Origin of the sequence: Streptomyces zaehneri, assembly GCF_032248645.1 — a bacterium.
Lineage (GTDB): Bacteria > Actinomycetota > Actinomycetes > Streptomycetales > Streptomycetaceae > Streptomyces > Streptomyces coriariae.
Genome location: NZ_JASTTJ010000050.1, coordinates 1 through 17,457 on the forward strand (window position 1 = coordinate 1; position 17,457 = coordinate 17,457).

At 70.6% G+C, this 17,457-nt stretch carries 16 protein-coding genes; 8 read left to right on the forward strand and 8 right to left on the reverse strand.

The features are described 5' to 3' along the window. Window positions 1–1,643: FAD-binding oxidoreductase (locus QQM72_RS40155; RefSeq protein WP_314225748.1), on the reverse strand; the 1,643-nt coding region annotated here is incomplete at its 3' end. A 312-nt stretch (window positions 1,644–1,955) separates the two neighbouring features. Between QQM72_RS40155 and serC the strand changes: the two genes are divergently transcribed. Then, window positions 1,956–3,074, forward strand: a complete 1,119-nt coding sequence (gene serC / locus QQM72_RS40160; protein WP_314225749.1) for a phosphoserine transaminase — start codon at window positions 1,956–1,958, stop codon at window positions 3,072–3,074. Window positions 3,075–3,171: 97 nt separating this feature from the next. On the opposite strand, the gene QQM72_RS40165 is transcribed toward serC, so the two are convergent. Together QQM72_RS40165 and QQM72_RS40170 are read right to left on the reverse strand one after the other, a co-directional pair. Beyond that, window positions 3,172–4,713 (reverse strand): cellulase family glycosylhydrolase, encoded by a 1,542-nt coding sequence (locus tag QQM72_RS40165; protein ID WP_314225750.1) that lies wholly within the window; start codon window positions 4,711–4,713, stop codon window positions 3,172–3,174. A 151-nt stretch (window positions 4,714–4,864) separates the two neighbouring features. Next, window positions 4,865–5,881 carry a TolB-like translocation protein gene (locus tag QQM72_RS40170; protein ID WP_314225751.1) on the reverse strand — a complete coding sequence of 339 codons (1,017 nt, stop codon included), beginning with the start codon at window positions 5,879–5,881 and terminating at the stop codon, window positions 4,865–4,867. Between the two features lie 101 nt (window positions 5,882–5,982). Here QQM72_RS40170 and QQM72_RS40175 point away from each other — a divergent pair, with 101 nt between their 5' ends. The 3 genes from QQM72_RS40175 (at window position 5,983) to QQM72_RS40185 (ending at window position 8,423) form a co-directional block, all read left to right on the forward strand. Then, on the forward strand, window positions 5,983–6,657 hold the full coding sequence (locus QQM72_RS40175; protein ID WP_314225752.1) for a GDSL-type esterase/lipase family protein: 675 nt from the start codon (window positions 5,983–5,985) through the stop codon (window positions 6,655–6,657). Between the two features lie 116 nt (window positions 6,658–6,773). Beyond that, window positions 6,774–7,370 carry a Uma2 family endonuclease gene (locus QQM72_RS40180; RefSeq protein WP_314225753.1) on the forward strand — a complete coding sequence of 199 codons (597 nt, stop codon included), beginning with the start codon at window positions 6,774–6,776 and terminating at the stop codon, window positions 7,368–7,370. A 60-nt stretch (window positions 7,371–7,430) separates the two neighbouring features. Further along, a complete protein-coding gene (locus tag QQM72_RS40185; RefSeq protein ID WP_314225754.1) occupies window positions 7,431–8,423 on the forward strand; it encodes an aldo/keto reductase in 993 nt (330 codons plus the stop codon). 213 nt (window positions 8,424–8,636) lie between these two features. Here QQM72_RS40185 and thpR read toward each other — a convergent pair whose 3' ends face one another. Further along, a complete protein-coding gene (gene thpR / locus QQM72_RS40190; protein ID WP_314225755.1) occupies window positions 8,637–9,209 on the reverse strand; it encodes an RNA 2',3'-cyclic phosphodiesterase in 573 nt (190 codons plus the stop codon). Between the two features lie 51 nt (window positions 9,210–9,260). On the opposite strand from thpR, the gene QQM72_RS40195 reads away from it, so the two are divergent. Continuing rightward, window positions 9,261–9,806, forward strand: coding sequence for a GNAT family N-acetyltransferase (locus QQM72_RS40195; protein ID WP_314225756.1), 546 nt, complete (start codon window positions 9,261–9,263; stop codon window positions 9,804–9,806). A gap of 81 nt (window positions 9,807–9,887) precedes the next feature. Here QQM72_RS40195 and QQM72_RS40200 read toward each other — a convergent pair whose 3' ends face one another. Then, window positions 9,888–11,252 (reverse strand): MFS transporter, encoded by a 1,365-nt coding sequence (locus QQM72_RS40200; RefSeq protein ID WP_314225757.1) that lies wholly within the window; start codon window positions 11,250–11,252, stop codon window positions 9,888–9,890. 31 nt (window positions 11,253–11,283) lie between these two features. Beyond that, the gene (locus tag QQM72_RS40205; protein WP_020130246.1) at window positions 11,284–11,721 is read right to left on the reverse strand and encodes a MarR family winged helix-turn-helix transcriptional regulator; all 438 of its coding nucleotides are present in this window, start codon (window positions 11,719–11,721) and stop codon (window positions 11,284–11,286) included. A 152-nt stretch (window positions 11,722–11,873) separates the two neighbouring features. Between QQM72_RS40205 and QQM72_RS40210 the strand changes: the two genes are divergently transcribed. Beyond that, window positions 11,874–12,056: a CopG family antitoxin gene (locus QQM72_RS40210; protein WP_314225758.1), complete on the forward strand. Its 183-nt coding sequence runs from the start codon at window positions 11,874–11,876 to the stop codon at window positions 12,054–12,056. Between the two features lie 46 nt (window positions 12,057–12,102). Here the strand turns inward: QQM72_RS40210 and QQM72_RS40215 are convergent, their stop codons facing one another. Further along, window positions 12,103–13,554: an NCS2 family permease gene (locus QQM72_RS40215; RefSeq protein WP_314225759.1), complete on the reverse strand. Its 1,452-nt coding sequence runs from the start codon at window positions 13,552–13,554 to the stop codon at window positions 12,103–12,105. Window positions 13,555–13,671: 117 nt separating this feature from the next. Here QQM72_RS40215 and QQM72_RS40220 point away from each other — a divergent pair, with 117 nt between their 5' ends. Continuing rightward, on the forward strand, window positions 13,672–13,953 hold the full coding sequence (locus QQM72_RS40220; RefSeq protein ID WP_314225760.1) for a DUF2530 domain-containing protein: 282 nt from the start codon (window positions 13,672–13,674) through the stop codon (window positions 13,951–13,953). 131 nt (window positions 13,954–14,084) lie between these two features. Then, a complete protein-coding gene (locus QQM72_RS40225) occupies window positions 14,085–16,451 on the forward strand; it encodes an HAD-IC family P-type ATPase (RefSeq protein ID WP_314225761.1) in 2,367 nt (788 codons plus the stop codon). Window positions 16,452–16,467: 16 nt separating this feature from the next. Here QQM72_RS40225 and QQM72_RS40230 read toward each other — a convergent pair whose 3' ends face one another. Next, window positions 16,468–17,280 (reverse strand): hypothetical protein, encoded by an 813-nt coding sequence (locus QQM72_RS40230; protein ID WP_314225762.1) that lies wholly within the window; start codon window positions 17,278–17,280, stop codon window positions 16,468–16,470. Between the last annotated feature and the right edge of the window lie 177 nt (window positions 17,281–17,457).

Here is a 17,457-nt window from a genome sequence, read left to right on the forward strand (position 1 = left end):
GCCCCCGCCCCGGGCCCCGCCCCCGACCCCGCCCCCGGCGCAGCCGTCGTACGGCACTTCGCGACGCCGACGCACCGGCGCACCGCCGCCGAGAAGTCACCGCCGTCCGACGGGTAGCCGAAGGCCACGTCGACCGGCTCGCGCGGGAGCACGGCGAAGCGCAAATTGCCGTCGAGGGGCGCGGGGCGCACCAGCATCCCCGGGTTGAGGAGGTCGTCCGGGTCCCAGACCGCCTTGGCCCGCTCGAACAGGGCCACCATGTCCTGCCCGTACATCCTCGGCAGCAGCTCGGCCCGGGCCTGTCCGTCACCGTGTTCGCCGGAGAGGGAGCCGCCGTGGGACACGACCAGTTCGGCCAGTTCCTCGGAGAACCGGCGGAAGCGGGCGATCCCCGCCGCCGTCAGCAGGTCGAAGTCGACACGGACGTGGATGCAGCCGTCACCGAAATGCCCGTACGGCGTGCCGCGCAGGCCGTGGCCGGTGAGCAGCACCCGGAAGTCCCTCAGGTACGCGCCGAGCCGGGCCGGCGGCACCGCGCAGTCCTCCCAGCCGGGCCAGGCCTCCGTGCCGTCCGGCATGCGGGTCGCCGTCCCGCTCGCGTCCTCGCGGATCCGCCACAGCGCCCGCTGCCCGGCGGGGTCCCGCACGATCCGCGCGTCCAGGACGTCCGCCGCGCGCACGATCGCCTCCGCACGCGCGCGTGCCTCGCCCTCCGACTCACCGCCCGTCTCCACGAACAGCCAGGCCCCGCCCCGCGGCAGCCCGGCCGCCGCGTCCGACGGCACCAGGTCGGCCGCCATCCCCTCCACCGTCAGCGGCCCGAAAGGCAGCAGCCCGGCGGCGGCCTCGGCGGCGGCGCCCTCGTCGGCGTACCCGAGCACCGCGAGCACGCGCGCGCGTGGAGCCTCGACGAGCCGTACGACGGCCTCCGTGAGCACGCCCAGGGTGCCTTCACTGCCGCAGAAGGAACGGGCGACGTCGGCGCCGTTCTCCGGCAGCAGCGCGTCCAGCGCGTACCCCGAGATACGGCGGGGCAGCTCGGGAAAGCCGGTCCGCAGCCGGGCGAGTTCCCCGTCCACCAGTGCGCGCAGGCCGTCCGGCGCCCCCGCCCACCCCTGCCCGAGCCGCAGCCGCCCCCCGCGCGCGGTGACGACCTCCAACTCGCGCACAGCGTCCGCCGTCGTCCCCCACGCCACCGAGTGGGAGCCGCACGAGTTGTTGCCGATCATCCCGCCGAGCGTGCAGCGGCTGTGGGTGGAGGGGTCGGGACCGAAACGCAGCCCGTGCGGGGCGGCGGCCTCCTGGAGCCGGTCGAGAACCAGCCCCGGCTGCACGACGGCCGTCCGCGCCCCCGGATCCAGGGCGACCAACCGGTTCATGTGGCGCGTGAAGTCCAGCACCACGCCGGTGCCGGTGGCCTGCCCCGCGATGGACGTACCTCCACCGCGCGCGACGACCGGCACACCGTGCGACCGGCACACCTCCAGCGCGGCCGCCACGTCGTCGGCGTCCCGGGGCGCGACCACGCCCAGGGGAACGCGGCGGTAGTTCGACGCGTCCATGGTCACGAGCGCCCGGGAGGTGACATCGAAGCCGACGTCACCCCGGACGGCCTTGCGCAGTTCTGCCTCAAGATCCGTCATGCCTTCAGCAAACCAGCCCACGTCCACCCCCGGAGCCCGTCCGGCGATCGAGAACGGGACCGTCCGGGCCGAGGGGGCCCGGGGTCACGGCCCCCGGCACGGCGACCCACCACGACACGCACGGCGACCCACCACGACACGCACGGCAACCCGCACCACGACACGCACGGCGACCCACACCACCACACCGACCACGACATGCACCACGACCCGCACGGCGCCCCACACCGATACCCGGACCACGACACGCACCCGTCTCACCCGACGGACGAGGTTTCACCCAGGTTTCCCCCACCGGCTAACCTCGCTTCCGTGGCTGAGATCCGGATTCCTGCTGACATCAAGCCCGCCGACGGTCGATTCGGCGCGGGCCCCTCCAAGGTGCGGGTGGAGGCGCTGGACGCCCTGGCCGCCACCGGCACGTCCCTCCTCGGCACCTCCCACCGCCAGGCCCCGGTCAAGAACCTGGTCGGCCAGGTACGCGAGGGCGTCTCCGCGCTGTTCTCGCTGCCCGAGGGCTACGAGGTCGTCCTCGGCAACGGCGGCTCGACCGCGTTCTGGGACATCGCGACCCACGGCCTGATCGAGAACAAGTCGCAGCACCTCACGTTCGGCGAGTTCTCGTCCAAGTTCGCGAAGGCCGCCAAGCTGGCCCCGTGGCTGGCCGAGCCGACCGTCGTCTCCGCCGACCCGGGCACGCACCCCGAGCCCGCGGCCGAGGCCGGTGCCGACGTCTACGCCTTCACCCACAACGAGACCTCCACCGGTGTCGCCGCCCCGATCAAGCGGGTAGCGGGCGCCGACGAGGGCTCCCTCGTCCTGGTGGACGCCACGTCCGGCGCCGGCGGCCTCCCGGTCGACATCGCCGAGACGGACGTCTACTACTTCGCCCCGCAGAAGTCCTTCGCCTCCGACGGCGGCCTGTGGATCGGCGTGTTCTCCCCGGCCGCGATCGAGCGCGCCGAGCGGATCCACGCGTCCGGCCGGCACATCCCCGAGTTCTTCAGCCTGCCGACGGCGATCGACAACTCCCGCAAGAACCAGACGTACAACACCCCGGCCCTGGCCACCCTCTTCCTGCTGAACCAGCAGCTGGAGTGGATCAACGGCCAGGGCGGCCTGGACTGGTCGGTGCGCCGCACCGCCACCTCCGCGCGCACGCTGTACGGCTGGGCCGAGGACGTGAAGTACGCCAACCCGTTCGTCACCGACCCGGCCAAGCGCTCCCAGGTCATCGGCACGATCGACTTCTCCGACGACGTGGACGCGGCCGCCGTCGCCAAGGTGCTGCGTGCCAACGGCATCGTCGACACCGAGCCCTACCGCAAGCTCGGCCGCAACCAGCTGCGGGTCGCGATGTTCCCGGCGGTCGACCCGGCCGACGTCGAGGCGCTCACCAAGAGCATCGACTACGTGATCGAGAAGCTCTGACCGCTTCGGCACCGCATGAGTACCTCTCAGGTATGAGGACGAAGGGCGCCCGGTGCACACCGGGCGCCCTTCGCCGCATCTCACACCGCCGTGCGGCTCACACCGCCGTGCAGCTCACGCTCGGCACACCCCCGCCCCCGGGCGTGCCACCGAACCCGAAGCTCGCCGAACCGCCCGCCGGGACCGCCCCGTTGTGCGAGGCGTTCACCGCGGTCACGCCGGCCCCGCTCTGGGTGTACGAGGCGTTCCACATGCTGGTGATCTGCTGCGCGCCGCTCCAGGTCCAGGTCACCTTCCAGGAACCGATCGCCGTGGTACCGGTGTTGGTGACCTTCACCTCGGCGTTGAAGCCGCCGCCCCAGTCGCTGCTGACGGTGTAGGCGGCGGCGCAGGAGGCCGTACCGCCACCGCCGCCCCCTCCGCCGCCACCGCCGCCGGTTCCCGGGAAGCCGGGCGCCTTGACGCTCGTCAGGTATCCGTCCTTCACCGTGTCGACGCTCTGCCAGTCGTCCTTGAGGATGCCGCCCGTGTCACCGGAGTTGGGGTTCCAGGACCAGAAGGTCCAGTGGAAGGAGTCGGCGCCGTACGTCGACGTCGGCCGGAGGTAACCGACCAGGGCCGCCAGCCACTTCTGGTCCACCGTCGACTGGAGCGTGGTGCCGAACTCGCCCACCCACACGGGCGCGATGTTCTGCTTGAAGATGTAGCCCCAGTACTTGTCCCAGATCCCCGGCATGTTCGCGGGGAACGTCGGGTCGCTGAACCAGCTCTGCTGGGCGACGCTCGTCGCGTAGTCGTGGGCCGAGTACACTACCCGGTTCGCCACGTCGAGCTGCACCGGGTACTGGCCGACGCCCATCAGGTTGCCGCCCCACCAGCCGGAGACACCGTTGAAGGTCTGCACGCCCTCGACGAAGATCAGCAGGGCGGGGTTGACCGACAGGACGGCGTTGCCGGCCCGTTGCGCGGCCAGTCGCCAGTCGGTCGCGGTGTCCCCGCAGCCCCAGCAGGCGGGATCGTGGGGTTCGTTGTGCAGGTCGATGCCGACGACGGTGTCCTGGCCCTGGTAACGGGCCGCGAGGGCCTTGAGGTTGGCGATCCACGTCGCCTCGGGGACCGCGGCCGTGTACCAGAGCGCCGACTGCCCGCCCGCGTCCGGCCGGTGGCGGTCGAGGATGACCTTCAGGCCGTCCTGACCGGCGTACGAGACGATCCGGTCCAGGATCTGGAGCGAGTTCAGGCCCTGGAGGTCGGCGTTCTTGCCGCTGCTGAAGTCGATGCTGTTGGGGACGGTCGTGCTCTTGAAGATGTCGTCGCTGTAGGGGATGCGGATCGTGTTGTAGCCCAGCGTCCTCATCTGGTCGATCATGCTCTTGTAGTCGCGGGACCAGAGTCCGTGGACGACGTAGTTGCCGGTCTCGAAGCCGAACCAGTTGATCCCGGCGACCCGGACCGGCTGTCCGGCGGCGTCCAGGATCTGCCGGCCGCTGGTGTGCCAGTAGCCGGCTCCGGCCTCGGCCGCGACGGAGGCGTCCGCCACGACGGCGTCCGCCGCGTGGGCCGTCTGCGCTCCGGCTCCCAGCGGTATCAGAAGCGCGGCGGCCAGGCCGCACAGCACTCTTCGCAAGCTGCGGAACAATTCGCTGCTTCCTCTCGGGAGGCGCGGGCCCGAAACATATGGGAGCGCTCCCATACACCGCGCACCACCCAGGAAACTGACACACCATGACCACGTCAATAAGCGCGGCAAGGGCGGCGTAGACGACGACGGCGGCAGCGCCCGAAAGCACTCAGTTGCGGCGCAGCAGCCGGCGGAGGCCGAAGAAGGCGACGCAGACCGCGGCGACCGCCAGCGCGCCGAACTTGACGCTGCCGCCGGCCGAGGATCCGCCGCCCTCCCCCGAGGCACTCGAACTTCCGCTCCCGGAAGGCGACTTGGCACCCGAACCGGCACCCTCGGGCGCGTCCTCCGCCACCACGGAACTCCCGGAACCCTCGCTCCCGTACATGATCTTGGTGCCGTCGGCGGAGTAGCTGACGGACTCCCCCTGGCGCTGGAGCGGCACGTCGAGGCGCCCCTCGCGCTTGATCTTCCCGCCGTTCCAGGCGTAGGAGATGCCGCCGAAGTAGCCGCGGACGGCGAGCCGGGTGCCGTCCGGGGAGAAGGCGGCGTCGGTGGCCCACAGGTCGACGGCGGCGAGGGGCCTGAAGATGTTCGCCCCGGAGGCGGAGAGGTTCGCCGGCCCCTCGTAGAGGTGCCCGCCGTCCTCCTTCTTGTCGATGATGTAGACGCGTCCGGTCTTCGGGTGCACGAGGAGCGACTCGGCGTCGCGGGCGCCGTCGGAGTACTTCACGACGTACTGGGTGGCCTTGACGGTCTGGTCGACGAGCTTCTTCGGCTCGGGCAGCCGGTAGATCCACACGTACTGCCAGGTGCCGCCGAGGTTGTCGCCGATGTCGCCGACCCAGATCTCGTTGCCCGGCCCGATGGAGATCGCCTCGACGTCACGGGGCGTGCCGACGCCGGTCAGGGTGAGCCGGGCGACGGTCTTCCCGGTCGCGCTGTCGACGGCGTAGAGGTAGGGGCCGTCGTCGCTGTCGTTGTGCGTCCAGTAGACGCCCGGGTGCTGACGGGAGGCGGCGAGACCGCTGGACTCGGTGATGCGCGGATCCTCGATGGTGAATCCCTTGTCGCCGTCGGCCGCGTACGCGGTGGGCGCGGTGGACGCGGCGAGCACGGTGAAGGCGCCCGAGAGGAGGGCTCCGGCGAGAAGGGCTCCGGCCCGGACGGCGAAAGATCGGCGCATGCCCACAAGCCTGCCATCCCGCCCGCCCGTTCACGGATTCGTGGCCGGTCTCACACGCCCCCGGAGGCGGTGATCCTTTGCCCATCCCTCATCATGAGCGGATGCTCAGGTTCATGCCCGTAGGCGACTCGATGACGATCGGCAGCTCGGGCGAGCACACCTGGCGTTACCGCATGTGGCGGCACCTGTGCGCCACGTACGACGGCCCGTCCACCCTCTGCGGCCCGCGCGAGACGCTCTACGACAAGGCGACGGACTCCGCCGCCTCGTACGCCTACGCCGACCCCGACTTCCCTCGCGGTCATCTGGCCGGCTGGGGCGAGGGCTGGCTGCACATGGCCCCGCTGATCGGCGAGGCGGTCCGCGAGTCACGGGCGGACATCCTGCTGGTCTCGCTCGGCCTGATCGACCTGGGCTTCTACACGAACGCCGAGCAGACCGCGCAGAACGCACGCGCCTTCGCCGCGGAGGCCCGCGCGGCGAACCCGCGGATCGCCATGGTGTGGCTGCCGGTCATCCCCAACATCCGCGCCGCGGACGACGAGCCCTTCGCCGCCCAGGTCGCCCGCTTCAACGAACTCCTGGCGAAGACGGCCGCCGACCTGGACGAGCCGGGCTCCCCCATCCTCCTGGCCTCGGTCCCGGAGTCCTGGGACATCGACACCGACACCTACGACGGCACCCACCCGAACGCGACCGGCGAGCACCGCCTGGCGTCGGCCTTCGCGGAGGCGATGCACCAGGGGTGGGGACTGGGCGGGGAGTACGCGGGCTGAGACCGCGCCCCGCCCGGTTCTGGCATATGCGCTCCGGGCCGTGACCCGGTCACCGTGCGTATCGTCGTACTGCGCGGCGGCACTCACGCATGGGGGCAGCCGGGGAGGAGTGCCAGATGACCATCCTGGAAGACAGGATCGAGATCGACATGGCCGACGAGAACACCAAGGGCCTGGACGAACGGTTCGAGGCGCTTGAGCGACTGCCCGTCCCCGAGGGATACAAGGTCGAGATCGTCGGGGGCACCGTCCACATGACTCCGCAGCGGGACATCCACCGGGAAACCATTCACGAACTCCTCTGGGCTCTCGAGGACCGCTTCGGGCGGCGGCACGCGCGGGTCTTCTCCGATGTCCGGGTCGACTTCCCCGGTCATCAGAACGGCTTCTGCCCCGATGTGGCCAAGTTCCGCGACGGCGCGACAAAGAACGAAGAAGGCCGCTGGCAGTACGACGACATCGAGTTCGTCGGAGAGGTCATCTCAAAGGGGACGGCTCCCAACGACTACGGCCCCAAGAAGACTGCCTACGCGGTCGCCGAGGTCCCCGTCTACCTCATTGCCGACCCCTACAAGGGCAGGTGCACTGTCTTCACCGAGCCCAAGGACGGCGACTACCGGTGTGAGCTGCGCGTCGACTACGGGACCGACGTCGACCTGACCACCACCCCCCTCGGCCTCACCCTCAAGACCGACGAGTTCCCCCGCGACTGACCCGTTCCCCGGCCGGTCCCCCTTGCATGGAGCGCACTCCAAGTCGTTGGCTTGTACTCCATGAAGTACACGCAGCTCGGACGTACCGGACTCAAGGTCAGCCGCCTCGTCCTCGGCACCATGAACTTCGGCCCGCAGACCGACGAGACCGACAGCCACGCGATCATGGACGCGGCGCTCGGCGCGGGCATCAACGTCTTCGACACGGCAAATGTGTACGGCTGGGGTGAGAACAAGGGCCGTACCGAGGAGATCATCGGCAGCTGGTTCGCCAAGGGCGGCGGGCGCCGTGACCAGGTCGTCCTCGCCACCAAGGTGTACGGCAACATGGCCGCCGACGGCGACGCCTGGCCGAACCACGACAAGCTCTCCGCGCTGAACATCCGGCGGGCCGTCGACGCCAGCCTGAAGCGGCTCGGCACCGACCACATCGACCTCTACCAGTTCCACCACGTCGACCGCAGCACTCCCTTCGAGGAGATCTGGCAGGCCATCGACGTACTGGTGCAGCAGGGCAAGATCCTCTACGCCGGCTCGTCCAACTTCCCCGGCTACAAGATCGCCCAGGCCAACGAGACCGCCGCCCGGCGCGGCGGCACCATCGGGCTCGTCAGCGAGCAGTGCCTGTACAACCTGGCCGAGCGGCGCGCCGAGATGGAGGTCATCCCGGCCGCGCAGGAGTACGGCCTCGGGGTCATCCCGTGGTCCCCGCTGCACGGCGGTCTGCTCGGCGGGGTCATCAGGAAGCAGGCCGAGGGCGGCCGCCGCGCCTCCGGACGGGCCGCCGACACCCTCGCCGACCCCACCGCACGCGCCCAGATCCAGGCCTACGAGGACCTGCTGGACAAGCACGGCGTGGAGCCCGGCGAGGCAGGCCTGGCCTGGCTGCTCACCCGGCCCGGCGTGACCGGCCCGATCGTCGGTCCGCGCACCGCCGAGCAGCTCGACTCCGCCCTGCGCGCGGTCGAGCTGGAGCTGAGCGAGGATCTGCTGTCCGGACTGGACGAGATCTTCCCCGGGCCGGGGCCGTCCCCGGAGGCCTTCGCCTGGTAGAGGGGCGCCCCCGACGGGCGGGGGAACCGCGCGACCAGCCGTACCCGGCAGGCACACGGCGAACGGCGGCGCGGTTCTCCGGCGCTCGGCCTGGCATGCCAGGCCACGCCAGGCCTATCTACCGACCGCCGCCGCCACGGCCACCACGACGAACAACAGCACGAGCGCACCGGCCATGATCCGGTTCCGGGTCTTCGGGTCCACGGGTGGAGCCTAACCGGCCCGGCCGAGCGCCCAGCGCCCGACCGGCTCGTAACGGGGCTGCTCCCCGGGAACGCCGGACCTCGGCAGGCTGCTGCGGACCAGCACCAGCTCCCCCACCGTCCAGGTGCGGCCCTCGAAGGCGTCCAGCGCCTCGACGTACGCCCGCACGTCCACCGCCTCGCGGCTGCGGGCCAGCGTGAGGTGCGCCTTGTAGCGGCGGTGCTCCCCCATCTCCACGCCCGCCTTGCGGGCCGCCGCCTCCGCCCGGTCGGCCAGCAGGCGCAGCGCCGGTACGTCCCCGGCGGCACCGGCCCACAGCGCCCGCCCGTGCCCGAACTGTCCGCCGCCCCGCACGGCCAGCGCGAAGGGCGTGCCGCGGTGCGCGGCCCGCCCCAGCCGTGCCGCCAGCTCCGGTACGAGGCCGTCGTCGACCTCGCCGTAGAAGGCGAGGGTGAAGTGCCAGCCGGGGCGGCCCGTCCAGCGCAGCCCGTCCGCGCCGGGCAGCGTGCGCAACCGGGCGACCTCGGCGGCGAGTTCGTCGGCGATGTCGTCCGGGGGCAGCACGGCGGCGAAGAGTCTCATGCCCCCGATTTTCCCGGTCGGCGGGGCCGCCCGCCCGGCATGATGGGCGTCATGCGGATCACCATCAGAGAAGGCGGACCCGACGACGTCCCCGTGATACTCGGCATGCTCGACAGCAGTGTGGAGTGGCTGGTCGCGCAGGGGCGCCCCGGCCAGTGGGGGACGAGTCCGCTGTCCCGGAGCCCGAAGACGGTGGATTCGGTCGCCCGGTACATCGACGAGGGCTGGGCGTTCGTCGCCGAGGCCGACGGCGTACCGGCCGCGAGCCTCACCCTCACCGACTCGCCCGGCGCGTATCTGGCCCATCTCCCGCCGCCCGGGGAGCCCGAGCGGTACATCCACTGGTTCGCCTCCGACCGCCGCTTCAAGGGCCACGGGGTGGGCAGCGCCCTGCTCGCGCACGCCGCCGAGGAGACCCGGCGGGCGGGCGTCGGCCTGCTGCGGGTGGACTGCTACGCGGGCGACGACCGCAAGCTCGTCGCGTACTACGAGGCCAACGGCTTCACCTCGACCGAGGCCTACACCGTCGGCGAACACGCGTGGCCGGGCCAGGTGCTGGCCCGGAGGGTGCGGCCCCCTGCCGCATCCTCCGGGTGACGTACGGCGTCAGGATCCGGGTGACTCATGGCGTCAGGATCCGGGTGACTCATGGCGTCAGGATCCGGGTGACGTACGGCGTCAGGCCACCGCGGCGAGTTCCCGGGCTTCCCGGGGCACGAACCGCACGCTCGGGTGGCCGTGGTTCCAGCCCACCGTCAGGCGCAGGTTGCCCATCCGGGCCAGGACCAGGCCGATGGTGACGGCCGCGGCGGCCGATACGGCGCCGCCCGCCGCCAGGCCCGCCCGCACGCCGTACGCGTCGGTGATCCAGCCGGCGATCGGCGCGCCGATCGGGGCGCCGCCCATGAACACCATCATGTAGAGGGCCATCACCCGGCCGCGCATGGCCGGGTCGGTACTCATCTGGACGCTGCTGTTGGCCGTGACGTTGACCGTCATGCCGAACATGCCGATCGGGGCCATGAGCAGGGCGAACAGCCACAGCGAGGGGGCCATGGAGGCCACGATCTCCATCGTGCCGAAGGCCACCGCCCCGGCGACCAGCACCCGCATCCGGGCGGTGCCGCGCCGGGCCGCGAGCAGGGCGCCCGCCAGGGAGCCCACCGCCATCAGCGTGTTGAAGAGGCTGTAGGACCCCGCGCCCGCGTGGAAGACGTCGTCGGCGAAGGCCGAGAGGTAGACGGGGAAGTTGAAGCCGAAGGTGCTGACGAACCCGACCAGGACGATCGTCCAGATCAGCTCGGGGCGCCCGGCGACGTACCGGAGCCCCTCGCGCAGCTGACCCTTGCCGCGCGGGGCACGCTGGACGGCGTGCAGCTCGCGCGAGCGCATCAGCAGCAGGCCGGCGAGGGGGGCGACGAAGGACAGCCCGTTGAAGAGGAACGCCCAGCCGGTGCCGACGCCGGTGATCATCACGCCTGCCACGGCGGGGCCGACCAGCCGGGCGGACTGGAAGTTCGCGGAGTTGAGGCTGACCGCGTTCTGGAGCTGGTCGGGGCCGACCATCTCGGAGACGAAGGTCTGGCGGGCGGGGTTGTCCAGGACCGTCGCGAGGCCCACGGCGAAGGCGGCGACGTAGACGTGCCAGACCTGGACGTGGCCGGAGAGGGTGAGGACGGCGAGCGCGATGCCGGTGAGGGCCATCGCGGACTGGGTGAACAGCAGCGTCGGGCGCTTGGGCAGCCGGTCGACGAGCACGCCGCCGTAGAGGCCGAAGAGCAGCATGGGCAGGAACTGCAGGGCCGTCGTGACGCCGACGGCGGTCGCGGAGCCGGTGAGGCTGAGGACCAGCCAGTCCTGGGCGATGCGCTGCATCCAGGTGCCGATGTTGGACACGACCTGGCCCATGAAGAACAGGCGGTAGTTCCTGACCTTCAGAGAGCTGAACATCGATGACTTGCGGGCGCCCGCGGCGGGCTTCTCGGCAAGGGTCTCGTGGGTGGTCGGTGCGGGGGCGGAGTCTGCTCCGGATCCCGAACTCAAAAGGGTCGCCTCCTCATGGCCTGACGGCTGTCTACAGGTGTGCGAGTTTCTCCAGCACGGGGGCGGCGGCGCGCAGTTTCGCCCACTCGTCCTCGTCGAGGCCGTCGACCAGGGTGGCCAGGAAGGCGTTCCGCTTGGCGCGGCTCTCCGCGAGCATGGCCTCGGCCTGCTCGGTCTTGGTGACGACCTTCTGGCGCCGGTCCTCGGGGTGCGGCTCGAGCCGGACCAGACCCTTGGCCTCCAGCAGCGCCACGATGCGGGTCATCGAGGGCGGCTGCACATGTTCCTTGCGGGCGAGCTCGCCCGGGGTGGCACTGCCGCAGAGGGAGAGGGTGCCGAGCACCGACATCTCGGTGGGGCTCAGCGACTCGTCGACCCGCTGGTGCTTGAGCCGACGGGACAACCGCATCACGGCTGAACGAAGGGAGTTCACGGCGGCAGCGTTGTCGCCATGGGTGAGGTCAGGCATCTCTTTAGCGTAACTCATTACTCTGGCTAAACAAGCTGGGGGGTAACGGGATTCCCCGTGACCCCGGCCACGGAAACCTCGCCATCACTCGAACGAGTGAGTAGGCAGCGGAAAGTGACCGGACTGCGGTAAGTGCCCGCGACCCTCGTCCCATGGGGACCAGTGTGCTCAGCCTGCGGATAGACGAGGAGCTGCTCGAACGGCTCCGGCAGCATGCCGCCAAAAGGGGAATGAGCGTCCAGGACTATGTCGTCCAGACGCTCATTCGCGATGACTTCGACGAGCGGTTCCAGACCGCCGTCGACGAGACGGAGAAGTTCTACGGGCTCACCTGAGCCCGCACCGCGGGCGGGCGGGATCAGGTGAGGCCGAGGGCCGGCATCAGGTGAGGCCGAGAGCCGGCATCAGGTAGTAGAAGGCGAAGACGGCGGAGACCACGTACATGGGCGCCGGGACCTCCCGGCCGCGCCCGGCCGCCAGGCGCAGCAGCACGAAGGTGATGAAGCCCATGCCGATGCCGTTGGTGATCGAGTAGGTGAACGGCATCATCACCATGGTGATGAAGGCCGGGATGGCGATGGTGAGGTCGGCCCAGTCGATCTCCTTGACCGAACCGGCCAGGATCAGGAAGCCCACCGCGAGCAGGGCCGGGGTGGCGGCCTGGGACGGGACCATCGTGGCGACCGGCGTGAGGAACAGCGCGACGGTGAAGAGGCCGCCGGTGACGATGTTCGCGAGGCCGGTGCGGGCGCCCTCGCCGACACCGGCCGTGGACTCCACGAACGCGGTGGTGGCGGAGGAGGAGCTGGCGCCGCCCGCGGCGACCGCGAGGCCGTCGACGAAGAGGACCTTGTTGATGCCGGGCATCTCGCCCTTGGCGTTGGTCAGCTTGGCCTCGTCGCTGACGCCCATGATCGTGCCCATCGCGTCGAAGAAGCACGACAGCAGGACCGTGAAGACGAAGAGGATGCCGGTCAGGACGCCGACCTCGCCGAAGCCGCCGAACAGGCTGAACTCGCCGATGAGCCCGAAGTCGGGGGTGGCGACGGGGTTGCCGGGCCACTCCGGGGTGGTGAGGCCCCAGGACGGGATCGTCGCGACCGCGTTGATGATCAGCGCGAGGACGGTCATCGCGACGATCGAGATGAGGATCGCGCCGGGCACCTTGCGGGTGATCAGGGCCAGCGTGAGCAGGGCGCCCAGGATGAAGACGAGGACCGGCCAGCCGGTCAGGTGGCCGTCGGCGCCGAGCTGGAGCGGGACGGTGGTGTGGGCGGCGTCCGGGATGCGGCTGACGAAGCCGGAGTCGACGAGTCCGATCAGCATGATGAACAGGCCGATACCGATGCTGATCGCCTTGCGCAGGCCGAAGGGCACCGCGTTCATGACGCGCTCACGCAGGCCGGTGGCGACCAGGAGCATGACCACGAAGCCCGCGAGCACGACCATGCCCATGGCGTCCGCCCAGGACATCCGGGGGGCGAGCTGGAGGGCGACCACCGAGTTCACGCCGAGGCCGGCGGCCAGGGCGATGGGCACGTTGCCGATGACGCCCATGAGGAGCGTGGTGAAGGCGGCCGTGACACAGGTGGCGGTGACCAGCTGACCGTTGTCGAGCTGGTGCCCGTACATGTCCTTGGCGCTGCCGAGGATGATCGGGTTCAGCACGATGATGTACGCCATCGCGAAGAAGGTGGCGAAACCACCGCGGATCTCGCGGGGCACGGTGCTGCCCCGTTCGGTGATCCTGAAGTAGCGGTCGAGGGCGCCGAAGAGAGGCGTGGCTCCCGGCTGTTCAGGGGCGGGGACCTTGGCGGGGGCCGACGTGGGCATCTTTTGGCGTTTCCTACGAAGAGAAGTGGTCAGTTCCAAACCGTTTCAGTATGAACATATAGCGTTCGGATCGGCCATCTCCGCGCGTAGACCCGACTGCCTCGTAAGCTGAGCACCATGAAGAAGTGGATCCCTGAACACGAGGCGCCGGAGCCCCTGGAGGGCCCCGTGGTCGCCACCGTCACCGGCGGCACGATCCTCTGGTTCGTCCTCTTCCTCGTCCAGCTCCCCTTCTACGGCTGGTACGACGACCACGGTCACCTGTGGTGGATCTGGACGTGCCTCGCGGGCGCCGGACTCGGCCTCATCGGCATCTGGTACGTCCGCAAACGGGACGCGGCGATCAAGCGGGACGCGGCGGGCGAGCCGGCCGAGCCCGTGGGCCCGGTGACCGACTAGGGGCTGTCATCCAGGCCGGTCCCGGCGTGGTACTACCGAGGTACTGGACGGCACCGCGCCCGTCCTCCCGAAGTCGGATCTTCGGCGTCCTCAGGGGGTGAACCCCCAGATCCGCACGTACCGTCGATCCCATGGCCCACACCGACGCCCCCGCCTCCGTGCCGACGGCGACCGGCCTCACCGCCGCCGAGGTCGCGGAGCGCGTCGCGCGCGGCCAGGTGAACGACGTACCCGTCCGCAGCAGCCGCTCCGTCGGCGAGATCGTCCGGGCGAACGTCTTCACCCGGTTCAACGCGATCATCGGCGTCCTGTGGGTGGTCATGCTGTTCGTCGCCCCCATCCAGGACGGCCTGTTCGGCTTCGTGATCCTCGCCAACACCGGCATCGGCATCATCCAGGAGTGGCGGGCGAAGCAGACCCTCGACTCCCTCGCGGTCGTCGGCGAGGCCCGGCCCACCGTCCGCCGCGACGGCACGGCCGTCGAGGTCTCCACCTCCGGACTCGTCCTGGACGACCTCATCGAGATCGGCCCCGGGGACAAGGTCGCCGTCGACGGGGTGTGCGTCGAGGCGGACGGCCTGGAGATCGACGAGTCACTGCTCACCGGCGAGGCCGACCCCGTCGTCAAGCGGCCCGGCGACCAGGTCATGTCCGGCAGCTTCGTGGTGGCCGGCGGCGGCGCCTTCCAGGCCACGAAGGTCGGCCGGGAGGCCTACGCCGCCCAGCTCGCCGAGGAGGCCTCCCGCTTCACGCTCGTCCACTCCGAGCTGCGCTCCGGCATCTCCACGATCCTCAAGTACGTGACCTGGATGATGGTCCCGGCCGCGATCGGCCTGGTCGTCACGCAGCTCTTCGTCAAGAACAACGACCTCAAGGAGTCCATCGCCCGCACCGTCGGAGGCATCGTCCCGATGGTCCCCGAGGGGCTCGTCCTGCTCACCTCCGTCGCCTTCGCGATCGGCGTCATCCGACTCGGCCGAAAACAGTGCCTGGTGCAGGAACTGCCGGCCATCGAGGGCCTCGCCCGCGTCGACACCGTCTGCCTGGACAAGACCGGCACGCTCACCGAGGGCGGCATGGACGTCACCGGGCTCAGCACGCTCGACGGCTACGACGAGTCGTACGTCCGCCGGGTGCTCGGGGCCCTCGGCGAGTCCGACCCGCGGCCCAACGCCTCCCTCCAGGCGATCATCGACGCCTACCCGGACGCCGAGGACTGGCGCTGCACCGAGTCCCTGCCCTTTTCCTCCGCCCGCAAGTACAGCGGCGCCAGTCTCAGCGAGGGCAACGGGGAGAACGGCACCTGGCTGCTGGGGGCGCCCGACGTGCTGCTGGCCGACGACGATCCCGCCCTCGCCGAGACCGAGCGGCTCAACGAGCAGGGCCTGCGGGTGCTGCTGCTGGCCCGCGCCGCCCGCGACCTCGACGACCCCGAACCCGCACGCGGCGCCAAGCCCGCCGCACTGGTCGTACTCGAACAGCGGCTGCGGCCGGACGCCGCCGACACCCTGCGCTACTTCGCCGAGCAGGACGTCCGTGCCAAGGTCATCTCCGGCGACAACGCGGTGTCGGTGGGGGCGGTGGCCGCCAAGCTCGGGCTGGGCGGCCGTACGATCGACGCGCGCCGGCTGCCCGCCGAGCAGGAGGGCATGGGCCGGGCGCTGGACGAGGGCACGGTGTTCGGCCGGGTCACCCCGCAGCAGAAGCGGGACATGGTCGGCGCGCTCCAGTCGCGCGGGCACACGGTCGCGATGACCGGGGACGGCGTCAACGACGTCCTCGCGCTGAAGGACGCCGACATCGGCGTCGCGATGGGCTCGGGATCCGAGGCCACCCGGGCGGTCGCACAGATCGTGCTGCTGAACAACAGCTTCGCGACCCTGCCGTCGGTGGTGGCGGAGGGCCGGCGGGTCATCGGCAACATCACCCGGGTGGCGACCCTGTTCCTGGTGAAGACGGTCTACTCGGTGCTGCTGGCCCTGCTGGTGGTCTGCTGGCAGGTCGAATACCCCTTCCTGCCCCGGCACCTGACGCTGCTGTCCACCCTCACCATCGGCATCCCGGCCTTCTTCCTCGCCCTCGCCCCCAACACGGAACGGGCCCGGCCGCACTTCGTACGACGCGTGATGCGGTACTCGATCCCGGGCGGGGTGGTGGCCGGGGTCGCGACCTTCGTCACCTATCTGGTGGCCCGTCACCACTACACCGGCGCGGGCTCCTTGGAGGCCGAGACCAGCGCCGCGACCCTCACGCTGTTCCTGATCTCGATGTGGGTGCTGGCGATCATCGCCCGGCCCTACACCTGGTGGCGGGTGCTGCTGGTGGCCTCGATGGGCGCGGCGTTCGTGCTGGTGCTGGTGGTCCCGTCGCTTCAGGACTTCTTCGCGCTGAAGCTGATCGGGATGGCCATGCCGTGGATCGCGGTGGGGGTCGCGGCGGTGGCGGCGGTCGCCCTGGAGTTCTCCTGGAAATGGGTCGACCGCCGTTTCCCGGCGTAGCTACGTGCGTGACGGCTTACTTGACGTCGACGAAGTCGCCCGCCGCGCTGACCGCCGGGGTCGTCGTGGTGCCGGCGAAGCTGTAGCGGTAGTAGCCGTCGGCTGCGGCCTTGACCGTGGTCTTCAGGGCGCCGGTCGAGCTGGTCTTCACGGTCTTGACCGTGGTGTAGGCGGTGCTGCCCTTCTTCTTGAACTGGAGCTTCACCGGCTGGGCCGCGTAGCCGCCGAGCTTGTTGGTGTCCCAGTTGGCGCGGGTCAGCTTGCCCGTGACGGTGAGGGTCTTGCCCTTCTTCACCGGCTCGGGCGTGGCGTCGGCCGTCAGCTGCGCCTGGCGCTGCACCTTCACGGAGCCCAGGTTGCTCTGCCACTTGAGGTCGGCTTCGCCGGTGGCGTCGTGCGGGACGGCGAGAGCGCCCACCTTCCAGGTGCCGGCCTGGCTGTTGGCCAGGTCGTCGTACGCGCTGGAGACGGTGGGACGGAACTGGATCTTGGCGGTGCAGCTGAGGACCGTCGTGGAGACGGCCTTGCAGGTGCCCGGCTCGTCACCGGCGATGATCTGGGCGTTCTCGTTGAGCGTGGTGCCCCGGTAGAGCATCGGGCCGTTGTCGAAGGAGCTCGCGCTGAGGCTCGCGGGCTTCGTCACGGTGTACGTGGCGGTGACGGTGACCTTGGCCGAGGGGCCGACCACGACGGCCTTGCCGGCGTTCACCTTCATGTTGGAGAAGGTGACGTTCGGCGCCGCCGTCGGGGCGGCCTGGGCGGCCGGGACGGCGAGGGCGGACAGGGCGAGGGCGCCGGAGGAGGCGACCACGAGGGCGCGTATGCGCATTGCGTTCCCCAGATGGGAGAGAGATCTCGGAGTCTGTTGACCCATCAGGTGAGATCCATGACGGACGGAACCAGTTGTGCGGCGGAAGGTAAGAGCTGCGAAAGAGCGGCGAACGGCCGGCCCCGGAATTCCGGAACCGGCCGTTCGCCGCGACGGCGCCCAACATGTCGCCTGACG

Excerpts from the sequence above, each read along its gene's own strand:
- QQM72_RS40170 (WP_314225751.1), bottom strand. The coding sequence starts at position 5,881 with ATGCGCCGATCTTTCGCCGTCCGGGCCGGAGCCCTTCTCGCCGGAGCC.
- QQM72_RS40175 (WP_314225752.1), top strand. The coding sequence starts at position 5,983 with ATGCTCAGGTTCATGCCCGTAGGCGACTCGATGACGATCGGCAGCTCG.
- QQM72_RS40180 (WP_314225753.1), top strand. The coding sequence starts at position 6,774 with ATGACCATCCTGGAAGACAGGATCGAGATCGACATGGCCGACGAGAAC.
- QQM72_RS40185 (WP_314225754.1), top strand. The coding sequence starts at position 7,431 with ATGAAGTACACGCAGCTCGGACGTACCGGACTCAAGGTCAGCCGCCTC.
- thpR (WP_314225755.1), bottom strand. The coding sequence starts at position 9,209 with ATGAGACTCTTCGCCGCCGTGCTGCCCCCGGACGACATCGCCGACGAA.
- QQM72_RS40195 (WP_314225756.1), top strand. The coding sequence starts at position 9,261 with ATGCGGATCACCATCAGAGAAGGCGGACCCGACGACGTCCCCGTGATA.
- QQM72_RS40205 (WP_020130246.1), bottom strand. The coding sequence starts at position 11,721 with ATGCCTGACCTCACCCATGGCGACAACGCTGCCGCCGTGAACTCCCTT.
- QQM72_RS40210 (WP_314225758.1), top strand. The coding sequence starts at position 11,874 with ATGGGGACCAGTGTGCTCAGCCTGCGGATAGACGAGGAGCTGCTCGAA.
- QQM72_RS40215 (WP_314225759.1), bottom strand. The coding sequence starts at position 13,554 with ATGCCCACGTCGGCCCCCGCCAAGGTCCCCGCCCCTGAACAGCCGGGA.
- QQM72_RS40220 (WP_314225760.1), top strand. The coding sequence starts at position 13,672 with ATGAAGAAGTGGATCCCTGAACACGAGGCGCCGGAGCCCCTGGAGGGC.
- QQM72_RS40225 (WP_314225761.1), top strand. The coding sequence starts at position 14,085 with ATGGCCCACACCGACGCCCCCGCCTCCGTGCCGACGGCGACCGGCCTC.
- QQM72_RS40230 (WP_314225762.1), bottom strand. The coding sequence starts at position 17,280 with ATGCGCATACGCGCCCTCGTGGTCGCCTCCTCCGGCGCCCTCGCCCTG.